Genomic DNA, 16,320 nt, shown 5'->3' with positions numbered 1-16,320 from the left:
GAGGAATTGCCACAAGATACGATAAGCTAAAACGTAACTATCAAAGCGCTGTTGCTTTAGCTTGTATATTTATATGGTTGCCTCTTTAGCTCAATTTATCGGCTGTAAATGTCAACACACCCTAATACATTGAGGATCGCTCATGAAATACGGATCATTTTTAGCAGGTTTAATTGCAGCTACATTCATCGGTAATGTATCTGCATCGCAAGCAACCCAAGTCACCGCCAAAGCTAGTTCCAGCTATGCAAAGACCAAATATCCAATCGTATTCAACCATGGTATGGGTGGTTTCATTACCGTTGGTACGGACTCATTTGGACTCGACTATTGGTATCAAATCCTTCCTGATCTTGCCCGAAATGGTGCAAATGTTTGGGCAACGCGCGTATCGCCTTTTAACTCTACCGAAGTACGTGGCGAACAACTTTTACAACAGGTCCTTGAAATCCGAGCACTCACAGGTGCGGATAAAGTGAATTTAATTGGACATAGTCATGGTGGACCAACAATTCGCTATGTTGCCGGTGTGCGCCCAGATGTCGTGGCTTCATTAACCAGTGTTGCAGGACCTCATCAAGGCTCCCCTGTTGCAGATTTAATTTTAAAAGCTGAAGGCACCGCTGTCGAAGCACCCTTGGTCGGAGCTGTGAATTTTGTCTCTAAAGCCATTGTTTGGGCGCAAGGTCTAGATCCAACGACTTATCCTCATGACGCATTGGCAGGTGGTTCAAGTTTAACGCTAGCGGGTTCTGCAAAGTATAACGCCGCATTCCCTCTGGGCTTGCCTAAATCCAATTGTGCTGATGGTAATAGCGTGGAAAAAGGCATTTATAACTATTCATTTACAGGTGTGGGCCAAATCACCAATATTTTAGATTTAGACTCAGCACTAAAAGTGACCGCATTACTGATCGATGGCGGAAAAGACAATGATGGCCTCGTATCACGCTGTAGTGCCAAGTTTGGTAAAACCATTCGTGATAACTACAACTGGAACCATTTAGATGAAGTCAACCAAGTGCTTGGTCTCAAAGCGTTGTTCGCACCAGATCCTGTCGATGTCTATCGTCAACATGCAAACCGGCTAAAATCTCAAGGTTTATAATTTAGTAAAGCTATACATTAAACCCTGTAAATTCAGGGTTTAATGATATTTTCATTAATCAATGTACAAAATATCTTTCATTCTGTCGATTAGTTCTCACATTTTACTTTCCTTTTTTTATAATCCTTAATGACAATAAAAATTGTCAGATAGGCAATTTTGTCTATTTGCAAACTGAACTGAATCAAAGTTTGAAAACCAAAACAAAAAGAAAGGAATGAAAAATGAAAGGAAAATTGCTCTGCGCCACGCTCCTTGCAAGTATGGCAGTGACCCAAACGCATGCTGCATTGGGTATACAACAAGCGACCACTAAAAAAGTCATCGACAATTATGCTGAAACCCAATACCCCCTAGTGTTTGTACACGGGATGTTTGGTTTTAATCGCTTAGGCGGTGCCGTTTTTGGTCTAGATTATTGGTATCAAGTTCTCCCCGATTTGGCAAGCCATAAGGCAACGGCCTTTGCTACTCAAATCTCCCCGTTGGAGTCCATTGAAGTTCGCGGTGAACAACTGTTAGACCAAGTTGAACAAGTTGTCGCGATTACAGGCAAACCCAAAGTGAATTTAATTGGTCATTCACATGGTGGTCCTACGGCTCGATATATTGCTGGCGTACGACCTGATTTGGTTGCCTCTGTCAGTACAGTTGCAGGAACCAATGACGGTTCACCTGTGGCGGATTTAGTACAGAGTGTGCCGATTTTAAATGGCGTATTAGCGACAGTTATGGATGCCTTAATGACCCCAGTGATTAACTTCGCCCAGCAGTCCAATCTGCCTTCAAATTTTAAAGCTTCGATCTACAGTATGTCTCAACCGGGTGCGAAAGCCTTTAATGCAAAATTTCCACTCGGTATGCCTGCAACTAAATGTGCTGATGGCCCAAGTGTTGCCAATGGCATTAGCTTCTATTCATGGACAGGTATTTCCAACACCACCAACTTACTTGATCCAGACACGATCTTTACCGCAATGGGGCCAATTGCATTTAGCGGACAACCGAACGATGGCTTAGTGAGCCAATGCAGCAGTAAATTGGGTAAAACCGTCCGTGATCATTACAAGTGGAACCATTTCGATGAAGTCAATCAAGTATTAGACTTGAAAGGCTTATTTGCACCAGACCCTGTTTCAGTCTACCGTCAACATGCCAATCGTTTGAAACTTCAAGGGTTATAATTTTCTTTCTTGCATAAAAAAATGCGCCTAAAGGCGCATTTTTTTACAGCGTTGTAAAACAAATTATTTTGCTTTACGAGCTGGTAATTTTTCACGAATACGTGCAGCTTTACCAGACAATTCACGTAGGTAGTAAAGTTTAGCACGACGAACGTCACCACGACGTTTCACTTCGATACCAGCAACGATTGGTGAGTGAGTTTGGAATACACGCTCAACACCGAAACCACTAGAAATTTTACGTACTGTGAACGCAGAGTTCAAACCACGGTTTTTCTTAGCAATTACAACACCTTCAAATGCCTGAAGACGTTCACGCTCACCTTCTTTTACTTTAACTTGAACAACTACTGTGTCACCAGGAGCAAAAGCAGGGATGTCTTGTTTCAACTGTGCATTTTCAACAGCTTGTACTAAAGGATGTTTACCGCTCATGGGGTATCTCCGATTATGCGAGTTAGAAGAGGTCTAATCATCGCTGGGGCTAGAGGCTAAAGCGCATAGACCCGATTGACTTTCCCTTTATGCTTGACCGCTTCAATGCATAAAGAGCCTAATATAAGATTTAAAAAATTAAACCTTGGAATCTTTTAGCCATTTCTTTTGCTGCTTGGTCAATTCAACTTTTTCAACCAACTCAGGTCGGCGTTCTAAAGTGCGTTGATATCGCTGCAAAAACCGCCACTTCTCAATATTGGCATGATGTCCCGATTTTAATACTTCAGGAACATCTAAACCTTCAAAATGGTCTGGCTTGGTATATTGTGGGCAATCTAAAAGACCATCCACAAATGAGTCTTGCACATGTGATTGCTCATCAGACATTGCACCCGGAAGTCTCCGAATCACACTATCCAATAAAACCATCGCAGGAAGTTCACCACCAGATAAAACGTAATCGCCTATTGACCATTCCTGATCAACATATTGTTGGATCAAACGCTCATCTACACCTTCATAACGACCACACAATACAATCAATCCATCATATTTGACGAAATCTTGTACCGAAGGTTCATTTAAGGTTTTTCCTTGCGGCGACATATACACCACAGGGACATGAACAGCACCCGCTTGCTTGGCAAGCTGTTTGGCACGATGAATTGCTCTCGCTAATGGCTCAGCCATCATCACCATACCTGGACCACCACCAAATGGACGTTCATCCACTCTTTTGTAGTTGCCCTCAGCAAATTCGCGTGGATTGATACAATGAACTTGCACAATGTCACGTTTTGCTGCGCGCCCGCTAATACCGTAGGCTGTAATCGCTTCAAACATTTCAGGAAAAAGCGTAATGACTGCAAAAAACATCGCAGACTCCTCTATTTTCCTGCTGCGTCAATCCTTAAAGGATTAATAATCTACGCCCCAATTTACGTAGATACGACCAGCTTCGAGATCAACACGCTGTACTACATCTTTATGCCATGGAATCATTCGCTCTTCGCTATCGACACTGTCAGCAGTAGCGCGAACTACCATCACGTCGTTAGCACCTGTTTCAAACAATTCGTGGATTTGACCGAGGTTGACTTCTTGTTCATCTTCTCCAAGACCTAACACTGTTAAGCCCTTCAAATCTGACCAGTAGTACTCATCCACGCCTGCTTGAGGCAGTTGCGATTTAGAAATCCAGATATTTGCGCCAACCAAGTTATCTGCCGCGGTACGATCACTCACACCTTTTAGCGAAACAACCAAGCCTTTGCCATGTGGTTTCCAACGTTTTACATCTACTGTTTGCCAACCTGCTTTGGTCTCAATGTACCAAGGGAGGTAGTCAAAAATATTGCTCATAGGTTCTGTATTGGAATAGACCCAGAGCCACCCATTTAATCCATATGCTGAACGTAGCTGTCCAATCTGAATACGATCTTCTGGAACATTCTGTGTTGGTGTCATGGGCAAGCTACTACCGTATTAAACAGCAGCTGCAGCTTTTTTAGCTTGAGCAGCTAAAGAAGCAACACGGTCAGACGGTTGAGCGCCTTGAGATACCCAATGAGCAAAACGGTCAGCGTCTAAACGAAGTTTTTCTGCTTTACCTTGAGCTGTAGGGTTGAAGAAACCGATACGTTCGATGAAACGACCGTCACGTGCATTACGGCTATCAGTCACAATGATTTGATAGAACGGACGTTTTTTAGCACCACCGCGTGCAAGACGAATAACTACCATGATACAACCTTATAGTTTTTACGGATTATCCCTGCACCGACCATCGGCACACTTCAAACCCCTTTCATAGAGGGCAATATTTTACGTTATCTTTACTGCGAAAGAAAGATTAAAATTTAGTTATCCGCAATTTTGAATTTTGAAAAAATCTGATTTTCTCTATTCCCATTTATCACAGATATTACTCTCTTTATACCAGCATTTTTCACCCTGCCAATTTAAAGTCAAATTTCCTGCATTCGGATTAATAGCCTCTGCTGTCAACATCCAGGTGCTTACTTTTGCCCCTGTGCGCACATATTCCAAACCACTTTCATCTGTGAGTTTAAAATTATAATTACTCTTAACACTAGCTGGTATAGATTCCCCATATACACCATCAAAATCAAGATTTTTAAAACTTCCAGCAGTAACCTTATAAATAGCTAACTTTTGTGAAAGCTCTTGCAAAGCAGCTTGTGCTTCTACCCTTTTTGATTTCATGGCATATTGATTGTATTGAGGATATATAAATGCTATTAAAGCACCAATAATCACAACAACGATCATCAACTCCATAAGCGTGTATCCTAGGTTTGTTCGCACACTTTTTTTACTTACATGCTTCTGGCAACACACAAGCTCCCCTCCATTCACATGTCCGTCCATCATTTTTTTTAGCAAAATTCTTATAAGTATCTTTTCCAGATAGCTGATCATTCACACATGCCATTAGAGTCCAAGTCTGAACCGTCGAATTAAGAAAGATATTGTATTTAATATCCTTACCGGTTTTACCTTTAGGCAAAGTCGATTCCTCTTTTGCCAGTTTATACCCACTGAAGTTAAAGTTCCTCGCCTTCTCCTGCTCTAATTCAAGAGAAATTCTATTTAATGCCTGTTCTGCAATATTTTCATCATTTTTACGCTTATAGCTCTGGTAGTTTGGTATTAAAATAGCGGTTATTATTGAAAAAATAATAACCACAACCATAAGCTCAATTAAAGTAAATCCGTTTTTAACCATCTTATTTGCCCGCATAAGGGTTATATTCGAACCAACGGCGCGGCAACAATCTATCTTTTGTTGCATACTGAGCCGGTGAAGATGTAGATTTATTATTTAAAATCAAAGTTCGAGTATCCGAATTAGAACCTGGCCCAATACTAAGGGCTAAAATTCCTGCGCCTAGTTTACCAACCGAAGCTATATCTCTATCGCCTGTGCATTCACCAGATGGTAAACACAATTTATATGCTTCACTCTCACCAATAATCCCCCCTGTACAGCTTGTAGCAGAACTACTACTGCTATTACTTTTTTGTGGATTAAAAATTGAATAGTAAAGATCATTATCCAATGCGATCCCTTCAGCTAAGCCGCGACTTTGATATTTAGCTGCGCTTGCTGTCGAGCCGCCATTAACCGGAAGCTTATAATACCAACCCTTTGGATTTGTCACTGACGGTGCCGCAGTACTATAAATCTGCTTCAAGCTGGTCAGAACAGCTGCTGTATCTGTCACTGGTACAGACTTAGTAACGCCATTATCATACAACCCAACAATCATATCTTGACTATTTGCATCATTTGTCACCAACGGACTGCTGCGATCCCCTGTTACAAATGTAACTACAGCAGAATTCACCCCATCACTCTTATGAATTGTAAAAGTTGGAGCCTCATAAATACGAGGAGGATTTTTTCCAGCCGTATTCAAATCTGCAAATTTAAAAGCATTAATAGCAAATGGTTTAACTTCTTTAACGGCACTAGATATTTTATGTTCAGAATTCAAATCGATGCGAAACACTTGCCCACCCAAATCCCCTACATATAGATGATCTGTGACCCCATCTCCGTTTCGGTCTACAGCCTTGATTCGAGAAGGAATACTATTTGTCATCGTTGAAATATTACTAGAAGCTGGTGTTTCCACTCGAGTCTTATCCGTATTTAAGACAGCATTACCGTCTTTAGCGAAGCTACTTCCCCACCATAATAAATCGCCATTTTTAGCATCAAAAATATAGATACCATTGCCCTTAGCATTTCCATTAGTTGCTGTGACTTTAAATGTTGGCGACTCATAACGTTCGTCATATCCGCCACCTACAATCATCGCCAGCCTTTTCTCACCATTCCACTTAATATAAGTCAGTGTAGGCTTAGACCAGCTTTGCCCCATGTACTGTAAAGGGCTATCTGTAGTGGCAGTAGTTGGATTTATTTCAAACAACATTTCAGGTTTATTAATATCAGTTAAGTCTAAACCATAATAACTTCGCCCACCCATGCGTAAGCCACCATATACATATTGATGACTATGTCCTGTTGTTTTATCAACTTTTAAGCCTTCACGCTGCACCATCACTTCTTTGTTATTAGCATCTAAAATTTTATTTCCGTTACCATCCAATGAAACCGATTGATAAATTGATGCTTCATATTCTGTATGAGCAGTCCAAGGTCCATCAACACCGTAAAAAAAACCGCCTCCTTCTTGAGCAGGTTTAGATCTTTTTTGCGCTAATGATTCAATAAAGCCTGTTTTTTGTTTTGCTAGCATTTCTTGAGGCACAAATGCAAATACTTCCTCACCGCCAGCGGCATCAACACCCACTCCGTTCATTGACTGTTTATTTTGCTGACCTGCTTTTAAAACATGAACCACACCTTGTGTTGTTCCATACAGAATATAATCCTCTCTATCCGTAGAACTAAAACCATCTTGTTTATATTCGATCACCCCTTTTTGCGTTAACAGCAAAGGAGATGAATGAATTACTGCACCTAATTGATAATCTGCTTTAGGCATACCTAAAGTACTTAAATAAGCTAATTGATCAGCATAAGAATTTTTTGCTTTTAAATTTATTAAATCCTGAGAATTCAGGGTTGAAAAACCCAATAAACCATACAAGTATTCCCGATCAGCCAACGCGCCTTCCGCTAGAATATCCGTAACAGGTTTTAGCTTACCATCAACATTCATCCACACATTACGTTTAATTTTTAAAGCATTACTTTCGATCAAAACCTTCATTTTTGCTTGTAACTGGCTTAAATTACCACCAAAATTCAAAAATTGATCTGTATTTTTGCCTGCTGATGTATACCAATAATCTTGAAGGCCTGCATTAAAATCAACACTATTTTTAAATACAGCAATATTTTTGACATCAAATAGAGAGCCATTAGAAACATTAAATTTCTTTAAATTCCCCATCCAAAGCTGATCTTCTGTGCCTATTAAAGGCTTAAACATTGGGAAATATGCGTAAGGCTGCAATACACGGGTATTTAAAGCATCTACTGGGATAGTACTACTTCCCATAGTTGTTCCTTCTATTGGAACTGTTGTATCTGTAATAAATGCCTTAATACTACTTACTAAGTCTGCAGAGGATTGGGCAGTATAAAATCCTCCCTCACCAAACCCCCCCATACCCGTTTGGTTTGGAATTGTTTTAGATCCCCATTTACACAAACTTAAATGATCTGCGCCATCTGCTCCTGTTGTATCCAATTTACTGCAATCAAAATATTTTTTATCACCTATGCTAATATTCGCTTCTGCTTTTTTTGTAGCATCTAAATAATACCCACCGCCAAAGCCAACAGTAGCAGTTTTAACTTTATATTTACTGCTTCGTATACTCTGTGCAAAATTACCAACATGTTTCCAATAATCATCTGATGCTAACGTATTCGTATTAACGCTTGTAATGCTTCTATTTGTCAAAATAGTTGAATAATCATCTGAACTATTGCCATATCCATTTGTATTAGTATTCAAACCTGTAAAAGACGGCTCACCATCTGTTAAGAAATAAACACCATTACCTGTACATTCCAGCGATGTTGCACCGGCTGGACTAGAAGCATTTGCAAAAAGGTTGTCAGCTGCAACACTGTAGGCTGGTGCAATTGGGGTACCACTATTAGCAGTAAGATTTTGAATAACATTAATTAAACTGTTTTTATTGTTTGTATCCATTGATTGAAATGCAAAAATGGTTTTACCTGAATACTTTGCATTGTTCGATGATCCAATATTAACTGGATACTGACCTAAAGCAAAATAGATACTCTCGTCAATAGTGGCATCCGCAACAACAGAAATAAGTCCTTTTCGAAGATTCACCATCCGGCTGTAGCAATTATATTCATTGGTTGTACCGATAGGCTCACAAACACTCGGTATTTTTGCCTTATAAGCTAAATCCTCATTAGTGCTCCCTATTACCGAAGAATTTAGATTCACTTTACAATAAGTATCCGTTAACTTCGTGTACGTATAAGACTTAGGCAACCCATTTTTATCAGGAATTGATATGTTCAAGTTAGATGGTAAAGTCTTCCTTTCACACAAATCCTTATCAACAGTCTCATTCCAACAATACAAATAATAACACTTTCTCACACTTTCTGTATATGGATAACCATAATCGACTTCAAAAGAACTGGAATTATCCATACTCCCAGAAGTATCCAACATCAAATAAATACGAGTTGCTCCTGTCCCACCTGACTGATAGATATCAATATCGCTAGCAGACACTTGGTAAGGAATACCGCTTAGAATAAGCGCTGTAATAGATGCCGATAAAGTCGATACTTTAAATTGCATCCAAGTTTTATTCATCTTTTTGCTATTTTTCATATTAGACCTCGACTTTTATGGCGTTAGGGAAGCAGCAGGAATTTTTTTAATAAATTGCCCTTGGCTATACTCAGAAACTTGGGTTTTATACGGAACAGAAAGCGCTTCTAAACACCCAGAAACTGTTAAATTTGCGGGAAGTGCTGTATTATCCAAATAGCTCATTTTTTTCATACATTTATTAATTTCGTCATTATCTGCTGAACTTAGAGCAGGCATGACCGTTGTAACAGTCGCAACAAGGCGTACAGGATCCTCTAATTTACCTGACTCCCCATCCGTACCCTCTTGTAGAAAATCAAACGGATTTTCCGTGGCACTTAAACCGCCAACACGAATTGAAATTTGCGTCATTGCAGCACTTCGACCACTCACAAATGCCTTTAAGCTATCATCTACCTGACAAAAACCGGTTTCAGACCCGCCTAAGTTTCTCGCCTTCACTTCCCCATTCTCTAAATAAACCACACTTGCTTTGCTTAAGGCGTAAAAATCAGTGTCTGCCCCTCGATAGCAAATCACAATTTCTTTATCGCGATTTGGCAAATCTTTTGGATAACCAAATAATCCAGTACCAAGTAAATAATTTGAAAGCTTTGAAGCATCTTCTATTTTCAAAAAAGGCGCATCTGTATTTTGATTCATGATATTAGTGGCCTGACTGTTTGTTGCTATCTTCAAACTCAGCAAACCAGAACGTACAGACATAACACCTATGATCATCATAACAATGACGATTAGTAAAATAGTTATTAAGGCGGAGCCTTTTTGAGCATGAATTCCCATTATGAAGCATCCCCCAAAGCATTTCGAAATGCTATCGTTTGTTCAACTGGAATTCTCAAATATTTCCTATGAACATTGTCAGGCAACGCCAATTTATATGGTTCATTTAACAGCTGATATTGATTAGCTTCTTGTGTATTTGAACTAGAATTATCAACTGATCTAACTAAAACACCTATCTGCAGCGATACTGCACGAGCGCCAACAATATTATTTGCAAATTGTTTTGGTGTCATATAAGCCATCTCAGCACCATTTACCGACCCAATTAAAACTTTAAACTGATCCACTCTCGGCATGATGATTTGCCCAGAGCCATCCAATCCCGTTATTTTCTTACCCGTACCAAAAGCATATCTACCAGCATCGCAGGCCAAGGCTAAATCTTCATTGGGGCTATTCTTATCAACTCTCAAAAAATAACGCTGTACAATTACATCATTCACAGAAGTAATTAAATTACCTTCACAATCATAGCCTCTAGCTACAACAGGCCTATATTGAATAACCAAAATATCACTTTTAATATTCGTGAAACTCGGACCAGCCTCACTCTCAGAAAAAACAGCCCCATCCATTTTAACCACAGGACTGCCACTGGCTGGAGGCTCTATAAAATTTGCATCAGAAACAACTAAACCGGATATTTTATTATTCAGCATCGCTCTATTTGGAAGATTCAAGTTGGCATGATGGATATCTGAAACGATATAATTAATACCAATATTCGCATTATCTTGCACATCCGCGACTGCAGATTGGAATAACAAACTTTTTTGTCCGCCAATTAATAGCTGTATCCCTGCTGCAATTACAATAAGCCCAAGGATTAATGCAATCATTAATTCAACTAATGTATATCCTGAGACATTTTTTTTCATTTTCAATATGCCTCTACTACAATACATTTAGCATTAGGCTTATAGGTAAACTCTTTCACGTTAGTACAAGCTGAATCCGCATCATCTGATTGCGTAGCAAATGTTTCATCCCATGCGACATAAATACAACTTCTTCCATTTTTTGTAGCAGGACAAGGCAATACATCTACTCTCATATTTTTATCTTCAGCCAGCTTAGCTATATCAGCCAAATCTTTTTTTGCAAAATCAGTAAAAGCACAGTATTTAATTTTATCTTTGTCAAATTTACAATTTGCTATATCACTTTTCTGACTTAAGCCGCTTTTATAAATTCCTGAGTACGCCACTTTATTTACATACATACGTTCCCCAAGATTTCGAGCCAAATTCATCGCTTCAACTTTTTTCAAAGCCTGCCCGCCCGCCTCTAATGATCTATATTGCAATAAGCTATATCCCAAGACAGAAATTGCCAACAAGAGCAATGCGATGATAACTTCCATCAATCCGACACCATTTTGATTTTTCATAAAATACCTTTTTTACTTAAGGACATTGATGATCGGAAACATTAAAAACCCCCAAAGCATTTATCTCTATTGATTTATATTCCAGTGTCTTAGAATGCAAAAATTCAAGGCATATCGGATATAAATTTAAATTAGATGACACCATCCCATTCGGTTCAAAATAAAGAATTGTAGCTTTTGAATTTACCTTGACCTGTGCACTTGTATTTTTTTCAATTTGAGTAAATCCATCTTTCACTTTCCCTGAGGATAATGAGTAAGCTATTTTACGATTTTCCGCTTTCGAAACAGCCCTATATTCTTTAATTGCATCACTTACATCTCTAACGTCTTTTTTTAATTGATAGTTAGCTATCATTACCCCAAATGAAGGCACAGCCATCATCGCGATAATCGCCATCACAGCAATCGTCACCATCAATTCAATTAATGTAAATGCTTTATTTTTCTGCATACTCCCCCCAAGGCGCGCCAAACTTTACCCTATTAAAAATAATATCTAATTAAATTACAAAACAAACACAAATAAGGATAAAAGGCATAAAAAAACAGATAATTGCCAAAAAGCAATTATCTGTCAATTCTTAAAAAAATTCAGAATGTTAAGTCATTAACACTTTATGCCTGAGTTACAGGAATACGTAACTCTTTTGGCAAACTAAATGTAATATTTTCTTCACGACCATCTAACTCTTGCGGTGCTTTCGCCCCCCAATCTTGTAGGCGCTGAATTACCTGTTTAATTAAAATTTCAGGTGCAGATGCTCCAGCAGTTACGCCAATTTTAGTGTGTTCATTAAACCATTCTTGCTGCAACTGATCTGCATTGTCCACCAAATACGCATACTTACCCATCCGTTCAGCCAATTCACGTAATCGGTTCGAGTTCGAAGAGTTCGGTGAACCCACAACCAAAACAACATCACATTGCTCAGCCAGATCACGTACGGCATCTTGGCGGTTTTGAGTAGCATAACAAATATCATCTTTACGCGGCCCCTGAATTTCAGGAAACTTCTGACGTAAGGCATCAATGACTTTTGCTGTGTCATCTATAGAAAGCGTTGTCTGAGTTACAAACGCTACTTTTTCAGGATGCACCACTTTTAGATCAGCAACATCTTGTTCATCTTCAACCAAATAAATCGAACCACCATTTTTGGTGTCATATTGGCCCATTGTCCCTTCAACTTCTGGGTGACCTTCATGACCAATCAAAATCGCTTCCACGCCTTCACGTGCGTACTTGGTCACTTCTATATGTACCTTGGTCACCAAAGGGCACGTCGCATCAAAAACTTTTAGCCCACGGCGTTCAGCTTCTTGTTGTACCGCTTTAGATACACCATGCGCACTGAAAATCACGATATTGTCATCTGGCACTTCATCCAGTTCATCCACAAATATCGCACCGCGTTGACGCAGGTCGTCCACCACAAATTTATTATGTACTACCTCATGACGCACATATATTGGGGGGTTAAAGCATTCCAGTGCACGGTTCACAATCGCGATGGCGCGATCAACACCTGCACAGAAACCGCGTGGATTAGCTAAAACAATTTCCATAGAATCCTCAATGCCCACTCAATTTTACGGGTATCACTTGAAATAAATGTAAACAATAGACGTCTAACTATTTTGTTTGGCGCGCGTCTGCTCTAAAATAGAGAAGATATTTTATCATATCAGGAAAAATATCATGTCGGGTCTCTTGTTTGTCGTTTCTGCTGCTTCGGGAACGGGCAAAACATCCCTCGTTAAAGCCCTGCTTGAACGTGTAAACAATTTACATGTCTCTGTTTCTCATACCACTCGTGGTCAGCGTCCTGGCGAATTAGACGGCGTACATTACCATTTTGCTAAAAAAGAAGATTTTCTATCTTTGGTAAATGAAGGCGGCTTCATTGAATATGCAGAAGTTTTTGGTAATTATTACGGTACTGCACAGCGCACAGTAAAAGAACAATTGGCCAAAGGTCATGACGTTTTACTTGAAATTGACTGGCAAGGTGCTGAACAGGTTCGTAAACTTTTTCCTGAATCTAGACAAATTTTTATTCTTCCTCCGAGTCAGTTCGATTTACGTCAACGTTTATCCAATCGTGGCACAGACTCTGTTGAAGTCATTGAACATCGTCTTAGCTGTGCCGTAGAAGATATGCAGCAATACGTTAATTTTGACTATATCATTATTAATGATGACTTTAATAAAGCACTGCATGACTTAGAGTCCGTGATTATTGCCAATCGTCTTGTTTTAAAACAACAGGCCATGCGCCATGAAAAACTGATTGAGAAATTAATCACCCCTACGGAACAGTGATTAAAACTTGAGTCTATAGACAAAGCACCTTATACTGCACAGTCTGTTAAAATTTTATATTCAAACGAGAATTCTTATGGCACGCGTAACCGTTGAAGATTGTTTAGACCATGTAGACAACCGCTTTGAGCTTGTACTAGTGGCAAGCAAACGCGCGCGTCAATTGGCACGTCAAGGTATCGAACCTACTGTTGAGTGGGACAATGACAAACCAACCGTTGTTGCTCTTCGTGAAATCGCAGCGGGTCACGTTTCTAAAGACATTTTGAAACAACGTGAACAAGACTACCAAACTTCAAGTTTAGACCTTGCACTTTCTGCAAATAACCTAAACTTAGACGGTTTTTCTTTCCAATAAGATAAACCTGACCTTAAAAGCCTAGTTTTTAACTAGGCTTTTTTTATGGATTCTCTTTAATATTTTACTCAGAACAGTTATAACATAAGCTTAAGAAGTGCAAAGCAAGCAAAAAAGATTTTCATTTTTTTAAACTAAAAAATTGACAAGTCATGCAATATGCATTTCATTAAAGTATTAACCGTTTCATTTGTAAATTAGTAGTAAAAGGGTGTTCTATGCCAGGCCCAATGGTCAGCCAAGCCAAGCAACAGTTAAATGTGATTATCGACGCTTACCTTTCAGTAAGTGATGTCGAACGCGTGCTTGAAGCTTGCGACTATGCGGATATTGCCCATGATGGCATTACTCGTAAAAGTGGCGAACCCTACATCCTTCACCCGATTGCGGTGAGCTGTATTTTGGCGCATATGCGTCTTGATGCGGAAACTTTAATGGCCGCTTTATTGCATGATGTCATAGAAGATACTGAATTTACCAAACAAGATATTACTGAAAAATTTGGTCTGACCGTTGCTGAACTCGTCGACGGCGTCACAAAACTCAGCCACTCTAGTGATAAAGAATATAATAAAGCCGCATCCTTCCGTAAAATTTTGCAAGCAACACTACAAGACCCACGTGTCATTATTATTAAACTAGCAGATCGCTATCATAATATGACCACACTAGGTGCTTTACGCCCTGACAAACGTGCTCGTATTGCCCAAGAAACTTTTGAAATTTTTGTGCCTATGGCACGCCTTGTCGGTATGAATGAAATGGCCGACAACCTTGAACATTTGTGTTATCAAAATCTCGACTTAGATATGTATAACAATGTTCAAGAAGCTTTATTACAAACCAAGCCGAAACGCTGCGAATACCAAACCAAGTGGGAAAACAACCTCACCACCTTACTAGAACAGCACCATATTTCTGGTCGAATTAAAAAGAAAAATAACAATATTGAGTTACTTCGCCACTTTGTAAAAAACGATATCGACTTACAAGAGCTCACCCATAGTCATGCCTTTGAAATTATTTTACAAAGTATCGCAGACTGTGACCGACTTGCAGACATCCTCAAAGAAAGTTTTAAAGTTCTTAATTACGCCGATCATATCCGTCGCCCACTCCCTGGTGGCAACCAGTCACTGATGATGCGCTTAAAAGGTGAAAAGACTATTTTATCTCTGACCATCCAAACGGAGTTGATGCGTAAAGCAGCGCGCTTTGGTGTGGTCCTCGGTGAAAATGCACCGCAAGCTTGTCGTTCAGCGATCCAAGCCTCCATGCAAAATTTAAACGTGTTAGTCGATGGCGCATGTGCAAAGACCACATTTAGTGAATTACTGGATTATCTACATCAAGAAAAAATTTGGGTTTATACCCCACACGGTCATTTGCATGAACTCCCTCAGGGTGCCACAGCGGTTGATTTTGCTTATTCAGCAAGCTTATTTTTGGGCAACCATGCTGTTGGTGCGAAAATTAATGGGGAAACCAAGCCCCTTTCAACACCATTACTGAGTGGTCAAGTGGTTGAAATTATCACTGATGTTCTTGCAACACCAAACCCTGACTGGCTCAGCTTTATTAACACCCAAAAAGCCCGTCGTGCATTACAAAATATCCTCCGTGACCAAGACCAAGACGAACAACGTTTAGTTGGTCAGCAAGCTTTAAATCGCGCATTAAAACTCTTTAACCGTTCTGTGAGTGATTTGACATTAGCCGATTGGGAAAATGTGCTGAATTGGCGTCATTTAAATGATAAAGAACAATTATTTGAACAGATTGCCGTGGGTGACTTACTACCTCAATTGGTTGCCAATCATTTATATGCTCAAGATACTATTCAGACTTCAAATTCTGCACGCTTAATCTTAGGTACTGACGGTGTCGACGTTAAATATGCGCATTGTTGTAACCCGGTTTTAGGCGATCCAATTCAAGGTCATTTATCACGTCGTGGTTTGATTGTGCACCGTTCACGTTGTCACAACTTATTGCATGAACAGCATTTACATCCTGAAAATATCATGCCGTTACACTGGACCACAGAAGACAGTGAAGACATTAGTTTTACAGCCTATTTATGCTTAAACATGCTGTTAAATGATGAGCAAATTTCAGAACTGATCTATCTGTGCCGTAAAGAAAAAGTGGGTGTAGAGACTGTCCGCTCACATGAAGAAAAAACCTATGTGAATATTGTTGTACACAACCGTAAACAAATTGCCGAAATTATCCGTAATTTAAGAATGCATTTTGGCTTCCCACGCATCAGTCGTTTGGCACAACCTGTTGCCATTGCTGAGCCTGCGAAAGTTGCCAGCTAACCTGACACCATATG

General features: G+C 39.6%; 17 protein-coding genes and 1 pseudogene. 6 read left to right on the top strand and 12 right to left on the bottom strand.

The features are described from left to right. The 3 genes and pseudogenes from FTU38_RS10785 to FTU38_RS10775 form a co-directional block, all read left to right on the top strand. Positions 1 to 89 (top strand): annotated as a pseudogene (locus FTU38_RS10785) (IS5/IS1182 family transposase); the annotation flags it as partial. Between the two features lie 53 nt (positions 90 to 142). Next, complete coding sequence (locus FTU38_RS10780) at positions 143 to 1,108, top strand: triacylglycerol lipase (protein WP_180111143.1); 966 nt, start codon at positions 143 to 145, stop codon at positions 1,106 to 1,108. A 224-nt stretch (positions 1,109 to 1,332) separates the two neighbouring features. Further along, positions 1,333 to 2,292, top strand: coding sequence for a triacylglycerol lipase (locus FTU38_RS10775; RefSeq protein ID WP_180111141.1), 960 nt, complete (start codon positions 1,333 to 1,335; stop codon positions 2,290 to 2,292). A 63-nt stretch (positions 2,293 to 2,355) separates the two neighbouring features. Here the strand turns inward: FTU38_RS10775 and rplS are convergent, their stop codons facing one another. The 12 genes from rplS to ispH form a co-directional block, all read right to left on the bottom strand. Further along, a complete protein-coding gene (rplS, locus tag FTU38_RS10770; RefSeq protein WP_078189351.1) occupies positions 2,356 to 2,727 on the bottom strand; it encodes a 50S ribosomal protein L19 in 372 nt (123 codons plus the stop codon). A 138-nt stretch (positions 2,728 to 2,865) separates the two neighbouring features. After that, entirely contained in the window at positions 2,866 to 3,606 is a 741-nt protein-coding gene (gene trmD, locus FTU38_RS10765; protein ID WP_180077097.1) for a tRNA (guanosine(37)-N1)-methyltransferase TrmD, read from the bottom strand. A 42-nt stretch (positions 3,607 to 3,648) separates the two neighbouring features. Further along, positions 3,649 to 4,197 carry a ribosome maturation factor RimM gene (gene rimM / locus FTU38_RS10760; RefSeq protein WP_078189353.1) on the bottom strand — a complete coding sequence of 183 codons (549 nt, stop codon included), beginning with the start codon at positions 4,195 to 4,197 and terminating at the stop codon, positions 3,649 to 3,651. Between the two features lie 18 nt (positions 4,198 to 4,215). Further along, positions 4,216 to 4,473, bottom strand: a complete 258-nt coding sequence (gene rpsP, locus FTU38_RS10755) for a 30S ribosomal protein S16 (protein ID WP_005013161.1) — start codon at positions 4,471 to 4,473, stop codon at positions 4,216 to 4,218. Between the two features lie 159 nt (positions 4,474 to 4,632). Continuing rightward, the gene (locus FTU38_RS10750) at positions 4,633 to 5,058 is read right to left on the bottom strand and encodes a type IV pilin protein (protein ID WP_373686434.1); all 426 of its coding nucleotides are present in this window, start codon (positions 5,056 to 5,058) and stop codon (positions 4,633 to 4,635) included. A 7-nt stretch (positions 5,059 to 5,065) separates the two neighbouring features. Next, entirely contained in the window at positions 5,066 to 5,479 is a 414-nt protein-coding gene (locus tag FTU38_RS10745) for a type IV pilin protein (RefSeq protein WP_180111139.1), read from the bottom strand. 1 nt (position 5,480) lies between these two features. Beyond that, positions 5,481 to 9,119 carry a pilus assembly protein gene (locus FTU38_RS10740; RefSeq protein ID WP_180111137.1) on the bottom strand — a complete coding sequence of 1,213 codons (3,639 nt, stop codon included), beginning with the start codon at positions 9,117 to 9,119 and terminating at the stop codon, positions 5,481 to 5,483. Between the two features lie 15 nt (positions 9,120 to 9,134). Beyond that, positions 9,135 to 9,905 (bottom strand): pilus assembly PilX N-terminal domain-containing protein, encoded by a 771-nt coding sequence (locus FTU38_RS10735; protein WP_180111135.1) that lies wholly within the window; start codon positions 9,903 to 9,905, stop codon positions 9,135 to 9,137. Then, entirely contained in the window at positions 9,905 to 10,786 is an 882-nt protein-coding gene (locus tag FTU38_RS10730; RefSeq protein WP_180111133.1) for a PilW family protein, read from the bottom strand. The genes FTU38_RS10735 and FTU38_RS10730 overlap by 1 nt, the downstream gene beginning before the upstream one ends. Positions 10,787 to 10,788: 2 nt before the next feature. Continuing rightward, on the bottom strand, positions 10,789 to 11,298 hold the full coding sequence (gene pilV, locus FTU38_RS10725; RefSeq protein ID WP_180111131.1) for a type IV pilus modification protein PilV: 510 nt from the start codon (positions 11,296 to 11,298) through the stop codon (positions 10,789 to 10,791). Positions 11,299 to 11,314: 16 nt separating this feature from the next. Beyond that, on the bottom strand, positions 11,315 to 11,752 hold the full coding sequence (locus FTU38_RS10720) for a Tfp pilus assembly protein FimT/FimU (protein ID WP_180111130.1): 438 nt from the start codon (positions 11,750 to 11,752) through the stop codon (positions 11,315 to 11,317). A 164-nt stretch (positions 11,753 to 11,916) separates the two neighbouring features. Next, entirely contained in the window at positions 11,917 to 12,867 is a 951-nt protein-coding gene (gene ispH / locus FTU38_RS10715) for a 4-hydroxy-3-methylbut-2-enyl diphosphate reductase (protein WP_111884160.1), read from the bottom strand. A gap of 133 nt (positions 12,868 to 13,000) precedes the next feature. Here ispH and gmk point away from each other — a divergent pair, with 133 nt between their 5' ends. The 3 genes from gmk to FTU38_RS10700 all read left to right on the top strand — a co-directional run bounded on the left by gmk (position 13,001) and on the right by FTU38_RS10700 (position 16,306). Continuing rightward, positions 13,001 to 13,624 carry a guanylate kinase gene (gene gmk, locus FTU38_RS10710; protein WP_078192517.1) on the top strand — a complete coding sequence of 208 codons (624 nt, stop codon included), beginning with the start codon at positions 13,001 to 13,003 and terminating at the stop codon, positions 13,622 to 13,624. Between the two features lie 76 nt (positions 13,625 to 13,700). Beyond that, the gene (gene rpoZ / locus FTU38_RS10705) at positions 13,701 to 13,982 is read left to right on the top strand and encodes a DNA-directed RNA polymerase subunit omega (protein ID WP_067762989.1); all 282 of its coding nucleotides are present in this window, start codon (positions 13,701 to 13,703) and stop codon (positions 13,980 to 13,982) included. Between the two features lie 218 nt (positions 13,983 to 14,200). Next, positions 14,201 to 16,306 carry a bifunctional (p)ppGpp synthetase/guanosine-3',5'-bis(diphosphate) 3'-pyrophosphohydrolase gene (locus tag FTU38_RS10700; protein ID WP_180008708.1) on the top strand — a complete coding sequence of 702 codons (2,106 nt, stop codon included), beginning with the start codon at positions 14,201 to 14,203 and terminating at the stop codon, positions 16,304 to 16,306. The last annotated feature ends 14 nt before the right edge of the window (positions 16,307 to 16,320 follow it).

The organism is Acinetobacter sp. YH12098, from assembly GCF_013419235.1.
GTDB classification, from domain to species: domain Bacteria; phylum Pseudomonadota; class Gammaproteobacteria; order Pseudomonadales; family Moraxellaceae; genus Acinetobacter; species Acinetobacter amyesii.
This window is presented reverse-complemented; position numbering and strand designations above follow the sequence as displayed.